Origin of the sequence: Nostoc sp. KVJ20 (genome assembly GCF_001712795.1) — a bacterium.
In the GTDB taxonomy this organism is placed as follows: Bacteria; Cyanobacteriota; Cyanobacteriia; order Cyanobacteriales; family Nostocaceae; genus Nostoc.
On the sequence record NZ_KV757588.1, the window covers coordinates 1 to 9,062 of the forward strand.

Genomic DNA, 9,062 nt, shown 5'->3' on the forward strand with positions numbered 1-9,062 from the left:
GTTACTACGATATGCTTTAGTCATTTGCTCACAAGGTGCTGATGCTTATAATTTCAGCTTAAGCCTTGTGAGCTTTCTTACAATTGCCCCCCACTTTTAAAACATCCTCTTAAATGCGTCCCCACATTAAAATGCGTTTGTAAGGGAAAAAGAAAGGTTGCTCATCTTCCAACTTTTCAAATAACTTTTCCTTATACAGTTCTACAAATCGTTCATAAGTCTGGGTATCTAACCGCGACTCGTATGCCGTTAGTAGTGTACCACGATACCATTCCACTACGGATTCTCGTGACGGTAGAACATGACCATAAATCTGAAGTTTTACTTCCTGTTTAATAAACCCCAGATTATACAGTAGTTTGGCATAATTTACTGGAGTAAGTACTTCCAAACGCCGCACATATCCCCCTAATTCTTGACCAAAATCCTTGGCTGTTTCAAGTGCTAACTTATGTACTAGTTCATCGTCCATCGTCGGGATTTGTACAGCTAGTTGTCCACCTGGACGTAACTTGTGGCGTAATTTTTCAAATAAAGCTTCGTGTCCTATTAACCATTGCAAAGCGGCATTAGAAAAGACTAAATCAAACTCTCCTTCTCCTGGGCTATCCTCTATTTTTCCTTGCTCAAAGCGTAGTCCGTTACCTTCATATTGACGTGCTTTTTGCAGCATATTTTCAGAAGCATCTATTCCCAGAGTTTCTTGTGCTGCTAGTGTATCATGCAGATATTTCGTTAACTTTCCCGTTCCAGATCCTAAATCTAGAACTCGTAAGTTTTCTTGTCGATGTACCATGTCTACCAAATCATAGAATGGGCGACTTCTTTGAGATTCAAACTGTTCATATAATTCTGGATTCCATTTATCTGGCATCTTGTCACTCTACCTCCTCAATATACAATGGCATAAAGCTGTCATAGCCATATTTCTCTTCTTTTCGGATAGTTGGATTAGCAAATATAATTACCAGTTATTAATTAAATTTTAACTTGCCAACCTTTTAAATGAATCCACTGTCCTGAATCCTGTTTTTTTAGTGAAAATGCGATCGCGCATTTAATGGATAGATAAAATTGGCAACTGTTTCACGTTCGATCCAACCTTGTTTACGGTAAAATTCCCGTTGATAAGATTCTCGCTCTTTGTGGTTCAGCAACATGAGTACTGAACATTCTCGGATTTTTGCCTCTGATACAACGGTTGCTAACAAAGTTTTGCCGATACCTTGACCACGAGCAGCTTTTTGGACGAATAACTCAGAAATATAACCTTGGAGTTTGGGAAGAAATGGACAAGGTAGCCAATGAACAGTAATATATCCGATGATATTATTTTCAGCATTTTCAGCCACATAAATAGAGTGACTATCATTTTGCTCACACTGAGTAATGTGCTGCTGAATTTGGGTGAGAATTTTTTCGTCGGAGGTTGAATTTACCCATGCAAACCAACCTAATTCTCTAATAATTTTAAAAATTGCTTGTGCATCTGATTCTTTTGCTTTTCTAATTTTGGGATGTAACATAATTGTGAACAAGCAATTTGGGAATATCATCTGGAGAATAGGCAATCAAATCAGCACCATGAGTTTTTAATTCTTCCTCAGTGTCTTCCTCTGCATGAAATCAAAAATTAAATACTTTACAAATTAATCACTAATTAACTCTTATTTTTGAGCAATTTTATGGGCTACGTTTACGTACAAAGCTTTCTCCACTCAATAGTGCAATTCCTAATGTGACAATACCAATCCCTAAGCTTTGAATTAGGTTTAAAGTTTCGCTAATTGTTGCCCATGCGACTAATGCTGTTAACGCTGGACTGCTTGCGCCGATGATAGAAGCCTTAGTTGCGCCAATCATGCGAATTCCCACATTATTGAAAGTGTGTCCTATGAAACTAACTAAACCAGAAAAAATACTGCCAATCCACAGGGGTGTCCAATCAAGTTGAGTGCTGGGAAGTGGCCAGAAAAGTAAGCTTACAGCAGAAAACAGTAGGGTACAAGTAAAACTAATCCAGGTGAAGGGAACTGGATCCAATTTTTCTAAACATTTTTGGGCTAGGACTTTATAAAACGCATAAACAACTCCAGAACCAACGCTGGCTAAAATACCAGTAGTAACGGTATCACTGCTGTAAGCAGCAGAAGATTGAGGAATTGTGAGTACGCCGCCCCCTAAAATAATCACCATTACTAGCCAACGGAAAAGTGTAGGACGTTCGCCAAAAAACCTCCAAGCAAGCAGCGCTGTAAACACGGGATAAGTAAAAAATAGGGTCATGGCAATTCCAGTAGGAATTAAGCCAATAGCCATGTAGAGTAATGCAATATACACAAACATCAATACTCCGCAGCCCAATGCTTGGAGCAAAACATCAGTGCGTTCCCGCCTGAATAAGTCTCGGAATTCTTTTTCAGCAGATGGATATAATTTGAATGCTAGAGATGCCATAAGTGGAACCACCAGTAGCATTCGCATGAACATCAGCAATAATGAGTTCTGCAAATCCGGTTTAACGTATCCACCGAGTAGAAATAAACCCAGTACGAGATGTTCTGAAAACAAAACTCGCACAGTAACATTGTGAAACGATAAAACGAAAGCGGATAGAAGAACTGTGAACATAATTGTTAATTCATAATTATTATCCCAAGAGTAAACAACTCGTAATTGGAATCTTAACTACGAATTACTAATTATCTTTAGGAGTCTGGTTTCGTCGCTTGCAGTGAAGGTTGCTCAGAAAATTCATCATACCATTGTGCAAGTTTGGGGTAGCTTAGTCGCCATTGTAATTCAGGTAGACGGCTCTCTAGCCCCAGTGCTGATACGAGAGTGATATGAGCAAGCTTTGGAGTTTGGTCGAATTTATCAGAAATCTTCTCAAAGTAGTCCAAGATTCTTAAAGCACGTGATCGCTCTAACTCGATTATCCCTGGTGACTGCTCACTTGGGGAACGCCGTAATTCCCTTACCCAGACAGCGATACCATCTATGAACCCACTAGCTATACCTTCAAGTTGCTGTAAAAAGCCATCAGAAATATCAGCAACTAATTTGATTTCGGGATTAAATTGATTTAAATAAACGCATATTATACGCGTATCACTCAAAATAAATCCGTCATCAGTTGCTAGTGTTGGGACTTTACCTGTGGGGTTGTAATTCAGTAGCTCGCTGTTCGGATCTCGTACAGTGACTTTTTGCATTTCGATCTGATCGCTGAGATTCAGTTCTCGTAAAGCTATTCTTGCTACGCGTGCATAGGGTGAGTTAGGTGTATAGAAGAGTTTCATAAAAAAGCGCGATCGTCAAACAAAATTACATTTTTAGATAGAAATCAGGAGTCTGAATACACAAATCTCCTGACTTCTAATTACTTTACTCTCTTTAAGAACAACAGGAACTAAGAAAAACTCCGATCCAATTCCTCCTAAACTAAAGCTGCCTCACGTCGGTTATATGCAGAAGAATCTCCTTTAATAGCCTCACTCTGCTTACCATCAATACCAACAGGAATATCACCCACAAGTGTGACTCGTTGAACATGGCGAGGTTGATTGCCGTAGTCTGCGATCGCATAATGTTGAGTAGCGCGATTGTCCCAGAAAGCCACATCACCAACTTTCCAGCGCCACCGGACTGTGTTCTCAGGATGTGTGATGTAAGCTTGCAACAATTTCACGATTTCATCAGATTCATTCTGTGATAAACCACGCAGACGGCGCACAAACCCACCAATAAATAACCCACGTTCACCAGATTCAGGATGGACGCGGACAACTGGATGCAGGGTTTCGTATACAGTCGAGGTGAAAACAGCCCGATGCTTTAAGACCTCTTCTGGTAAGTCAATTGTAGCTGCTGCATAATCGTAGGCATTGCTGTGTACTGCCCAGAGTTGGTCAGCAATATTACGCAGGTGAGTTGGTAAATCTTCGTAGGCAGTCACGGAGTTTGCCCAAATCGTATCACCTCCTGATGGCGGGATGACAAGGGCCCGCAAAATAGAACCAAGAGGGGGACGATCTACAAATGTCACATCAGTGTGCCAATTATTGGCACGGCTCACAGTCTTACCGTAATTCAGATCAAGAACTTCTGGGTTTTCTGGCAATGAGGGAACGGTGGGATGGGCTGTGGTGACTTCCCCAAAGCGTCGGGCGAAGGCTACTTGTCCTTGAGCATCAAGGTTCTGATCTCGGAAGAAGATGACTTTGTGTTTAACTAAAGCTTTACGGATATCGCTGATGATTTCATTGCTGAGGTTACTGCTCAAGTCAACACCGATGATTTTTGCACCGATACGTCCGGCGATTGGTTTGATGTCAAAGTGTTGGGAAGTCATAATATTTGTGTCTCCAAGGATAATTTGTTTTATGCAGAGAGTAGTAGTATGGCAAGAACTGATTGACGGATAGATTCCCTGTAGAGACGGCGATTTATCGCGTCTCTCTAACTATCTATGCAGGGTAAAAAACGAATGTTCGTAATTCAATGCTTTCTCGTGGGGGAGCGTTGGCTGGGCTGGTGGGGTCTTCAAAGGCTGTATGACCGGCAAAACGGGCGCGTCCGTCTTCTGCGGAGTCGAAGCATTTGATAAATAGTGCTTCGTCTCTGTGCATTTGCGGAAAGTAGAACCATTTATGTTTGGAGTTATACGTGATTCCATAAGTTTCCCCGACGCGATCGCGGTACACAAGATCGCCAGCTACAATGTCTGTGGGTGCGATACTTTGCGCGTCACACAATGCTAATGGTGACTCTTGGATTGGTGTTGCGATCGCCCGCCAAACATTGATGATGGCAAATCGTTGTTTTAGTAGCGCATCAATGTCATCTATGCCTTGCGCTGCTAGTTCCAAACGGGCGCGAGTATAGCCAGATTTGGCAGTGAAGTCATTGTGTACGCGCTTGGCAGGTTCTTTAATATTATTCTCACCTGGCTTGGACTGACTGGCGTTACGCAGGGTGTGATCGAATATTACTACCTTCGTTGCACCTGTCACTTCTTTTAACAATTGCTCGGCTTCTGGATAGTAGACGCGGCGTACTTCGTCCTCGTCATAAAAGTTGCGGACATTAGTATTATGTCCAGTAAACGCAAAACCTTCTCTATCTAACGAGATATTCTCTGAGATAGAACGAGCATTGTAAATTGGCAGTTTGTGCGTCTGATAAGTTGCATTCGTGCGGGGAATCCCTGGTGGGGGTTCGTAAGTATAGTTAACAGGTTTTTCTGCCATTGGAACCAGGTAACTGAGGTTAGCCTCTACGTATGGCAGTTCTGCGGAAACTGGTTTGTCTAGAACTTGGTTATTTAAGCTCATAGGTTATCCCATTTTGGATTTTGGTTAATTTCTGTCAATCCCTGTGTCCTATTTTTGAACTGCACCAACAGGAAGAGGTTCACCGAGAACTTTGGCGAATCTTTCCAAATAGAAGTCCGCAGGATTTGCAACTGCTTGAATTGAGGAGCGATCGCTTACCAGATTCCACCATGTCTGCAAATGAGGTGTTTCTGCTGGTAGTGTGAATTTGCGGAAGTGTTCTAAGAGTGGTAAACGTTCAAACCAAGGATAGAAGCTGATATCAACTAGGCTAAATTGATCTCCTAACAAGTAATCACCTTTGCCTAATCCTTCTTGTTCAATATATAGAAGTACTTCTGTGAACTCTTTTCGTCCTTGTTCCTGTTCCTGGCTATCTTTACCGCGCAGAAATTTGTTAAAAGCTGGGACAAGGCGAGTATTGGCGTAGTCTATCCAAATCCGAGCGATCGCTTTATTTGCGGGATCGCGGGGTAACAATGGTGGTTCGGGAAAAACCTCATCTAGATATTCATTGATAATAGCGGACTCGTAAATTTCAACATCCCCATGTTTGATAGCCGGAACTTTGCCATAGCGGGAAATCTGCGTGTACCCATCTGGTTTTTTCTGTAAGTCAATTTCTATCGGGGTGAAGTCAATACCTTTTTCCAGTAAGACTACACGAGTCCGTTGAGAGAAGGTAGAGGCTTTGGCGAAGTACAGTTGTATGTTGCTCATAAAATCTTTTCCTTGTAATTATCGTGACATGCAGACTATTTGAGATTGCACAACTCTTACTATTGCAATAAGACAAAAGCGAGATGTGTTGATTAGTGCAGTTAAATAATTGACTGGCAGGTATCTACGTCAGTTAGATGATATATTACAGTTTGTCGGTCGATTTAGCGTATTTTAAATATTATACAGTCTTTATGAAAATATGTATACCTAATTATTAGTGTAACTAAATAAATAAAAGTTTTGAGAGGTTAGTGGTGTTCAGATCCCTTACTTCTTCAAGAAGTCCGGCATCTAGCAGCCCCGCAAAATTAATGCGATAGACCACTAATGGTCTGTCCCATTAGTTCTGAAGGGTTATAAAAGTTTGTAGTAAGGACTTTAGTCCTTTATTTTTAAGCACTGAAGTGCTTACTACAAACCATGCAAAATTAATGGGACAGACCACTAGTTTTACTATGTCTATTGTTCTGTTCAAAGATTTTTTAGCTCAGTATTTGATACTTGCATAGTCTTTTATTTATCCTTGTAGCTTCGGTTTTGACGCTCCTGCTAAATTTATTGTAAAAACCTCTTGATTTTCATCACCGATTGTGAGAAAGTCTGATTTAATATCTACAAAATATGTTAAGTCGATAGACTTACAGTACTTTATGGATTGACCAGAATTAGGTGGTAGTTATAGCTGTGGTTTAACCCGGCAACATCCTATCAGACTGATTACAACCACAAATTTATAACAGCCGTGTGATGGAAGCATCATATCAGCACTGAATAACTACATGACTTTCAGGAAAATCACCTTCTGTGCAAGTTACCTTCCAGTAAAGTAATCCCAGATTTCATCTTAAATCCGGCGATATTAACTTGTTTTTCTGGAGACAGGTATTTTGTGCGTGGCTAGTTGTTCTAGCTTTGCAATGCTCATGAATTCACTCATGACTAAACTATTGTCTTATTTTTTACCAGTGGAGAACATTTCATGCAAGTAGATCCTAATTCTCATAAAGGTTCCGAGCAAGATACTCAGGCTAGTAGTGAAGATAAACTGAAACAAACCCCTATAGCTAACAAACGTTTTTTTGGTAGTCACGCCAGCAGACGCTCATTTCTCGGCCGTGCTGGTTTGTTTAGTGCCGCTAGCGTTGTTGCAGGAGTTTTAGGTTCACCTTTCTCCTTAAAGAAGGGAGGAGATATTGTACAAGCCACAGATATTAACAGGCGGTATAATCGACCGTTCGACTACAGGAGGTTTGTTGATAAAGCCTATCGAGTACGTCTTGAAGCAGCGGCACTTGAACGAAATATTCCGATTCCGCCCCATCCGACCAACGGCGATGACGAGCGTTATCCCAACAAAATCGGCTCTGACAGCAGGGGACTACCGCATAACCAGCTAGGCGAAGTCAAGCTAGAAGCTTACAACTCTTTGACCAAAGCACTGACAACACAAAACCCAAATGATTATGAAAATATCATCTTGGGCGGCACAAGAAAGCTGGTCAATCCTCAAGGGCCCCTAGCAATTAGTCTAGAAGGGATCAATGCAGCGCAAATAGCTGTGCCACCCCCACCAGCTCTGGCTAGTGCAGATCGCGCTGCTGAAGCAGTTGAACTCTACTGGCAAGCTTTACTCCGAGATGTACCTCTTTCCAAGCTCCAAAACAATACTGATAACCCAAAAGTTTTGGCAGCCGTCGAAGACCTCAACAGGCTTTCGGTGTTTCGAGGGCCAAAACAAAATGGTCGTGTCACGCCTCAAACTTTATTTCGTGGTAGTGTCAACTACGTCGGTTCCGGTTCAAGTACAAGATATGTGACTCCACCAGGGGTGCTAAATGGGCCCTATCTATCACAATTTTTGTTGCTAACTATTCCTTGGGGAACTCAGTCTGTTTCGCCATTGATTCGTACTGCTCTTCCTGGTAATGACTTTCTAATCAATTTCCAGGAATGGTTGACTGTTCAAAATGGAGGTAGTTCCGGGAAGACCATTCAATACGACCCCAAAAACCGTTATATAGTCACGGTTCGGGATTTAGGTGAGTATGCCCATATTGGCGGCCCTACATACGTGGGAGCCTCGTTGATTCTTGGTAGCATCGGTACTCCTTTGAATCCAGGCAATCCCTACGTCAGATCGAGAACTCAAAGTGGTTCAGCTGCAACCTTTGCAGTGGGACATTTACAAGCCTTGCTTAACTTGGGTACTTCGCGTGCCATTAGAGCGTCATACTGGCAGAAGTATTATGTACATCGCATTCTCCGCCCAGAAGCTTATGGTGGGCTAATCTACAACAACATTGTGAATAAAACTCAGTATCCAATTAATTCTGAGGTCTTGAATTCCAAAGCTTTGGCTCAGACCTTTAGCACCTTCGGCACCTATCTATTGCCCCAAGCATATCCAGAAGCAGCGCCAATCCATTCCTCTTATACAGGTGGTGCGGCTGCTACTGCTGGCGTCAATATCACACTGTTGAAAGCATTCTTTGATGAAAACTTTGTTATCCCCTCGCCAGTAGTGCCCGATCCCAAAGACCCGACAAAAGTAATTCCTTACAGTGGGTCACCACTAACTGTAGGTGGAGAGTTGAATAAACTGGCAACTAATTATGCGATTGGTCGCGGTCACGGCGGTATCCATTGGCGTTCCGATGGTTCAGCTTCTTTGGCTTTAGGAGAAAAGGTTGCTATTAGTCTGCTCAGGGATGAGAGACTGGGTTACAACGAAATATTCAATGGTTTCACCTTCACCAAATTTGACGGTACAAGAGTCACCGTTTAAGCCGATTTTCGGTGTTATGGGAGCGCAAAGGTTGTTTTAGCCCATTCGCTACGAATTAATGCAAAGTTGTACTAAGTTGAAAAAGAGCGATATCTACGACGGGCTATTGGGCATCGCTCTGGTAAATATAAAATTGAAGTAATACCATTTCACTTTAGTAATGATACAAATACGTGGGTAAGGGTTTAGCAGTGCTCACTGGTGTCAACTTAAGCCAA

Annotated in this window: 8 protein-coding genes; 1 reads left to right on the top strand and 7 read right to left on the bottom strand. The window is 41.9% G+C overall.

Features of this window, described 5'->3' with window-relative positions; all coding sequences use genetic code 11:
- Positions 1-109: 109 nt before the first annotated feature.
- The 7 genes from A4S05_RS10100 to A4S05_RS10130 all read right to left on the bottom strand — a co-directional run bounded on the left by A4S05_RS10100 (position 110) and on the right by A4S05_RS10130 (position 6,056).
- Positions 110-874 (bottom strand): methyltransferase domain-containing protein, encoded by a 765-nt coding sequence (locus A4S05_RS10100; protein ID WP_069069700.1) that lies wholly within the window; start codon positions 872-874, stop codon positions 110-112.
- A gap of 160 nt (positions 875-1,034) precedes the next feature.
- Complete coding sequence (locus A4S05_RS10105; RefSeq protein WP_069069701.1) at positions 1,035-1,526, bottom strand: GNAT family N-acetyltransferase; 492 nt, start codon at positions 1,524-1,526, stop codon at positions 1,035-1,037.
- Positions 1,527-1,683: 157 nt separating this feature from the next.
- Positions 1,684-2,631 carry a DMT family transporter gene (locus A4S05_RS10110; RefSeq protein ID WP_069069702.1) on the bottom strand — a complete coding sequence of 316 codons (948 nt, stop codon included), beginning with the start codon at positions 2,629-2,631 and terminating at the stop codon, positions 1,684-1,686.
- Positions 2,632-2,708: 77 nt separating this feature from the next.
- Complete coding sequence (locus A4S05_RS10115) at positions 2,709-3,302, bottom strand: glutathione S-transferase family protein (RefSeq protein WP_069069703.1); 594 nt, start codon at positions 3,300-3,302, stop codon at positions 2,709-2,711.
- Between the two features lie 137 nt (positions 3,303-3,439).
- A complete protein-coding gene (locus A4S05_RS10120) occupies positions 3,440-4,354 on the bottom strand; it encodes a TauD/TfdA dioxygenase family protein (protein WP_069069704.1) in 915 nt (304 codons plus the stop codon).
- Positions 4,355-4,469: 115 nt separating this feature from the next.
- Positions 4,470-5,336: a CmcJ/NvfI family oxidoreductase gene (locus A4S05_RS10125; protein ID WP_069069705.1), complete on the bottom strand. Its 867-nt coding sequence runs from the start codon at positions 5,334-5,336 to the stop codon at positions 4,470-4,472.
- 48 nt (positions 5,337-5,384) lie between these two features.
- The gene (locus tag A4S05_RS10130; protein ID WP_069069706.1) at positions 5,385-6,056 is read right to left on the bottom strand and encodes a glutathione S-transferase family protein; all 672 of its coding nucleotides are present in this window, start codon (positions 6,054-6,056) and stop codon (positions 5,385-5,387) included.
- A 982-nt stretch (positions 6,057-7,038) separates the two neighbouring features.
- Between A4S05_RS10130 and A4S05_RS10135 the strand changes: the two genes are divergently transcribed.
- Positions 7,039-8,844, top strand: a complete 1,806-nt coding sequence (locus A4S05_RS10135; RefSeq protein ID WP_069069707.1) for a vanadium-dependent haloperoxidase — start codon at positions 7,039-7,041, stop codon at positions 8,842-8,844.
- Positions 8,845-9,062 lie beyond the last annotated feature (218 nt).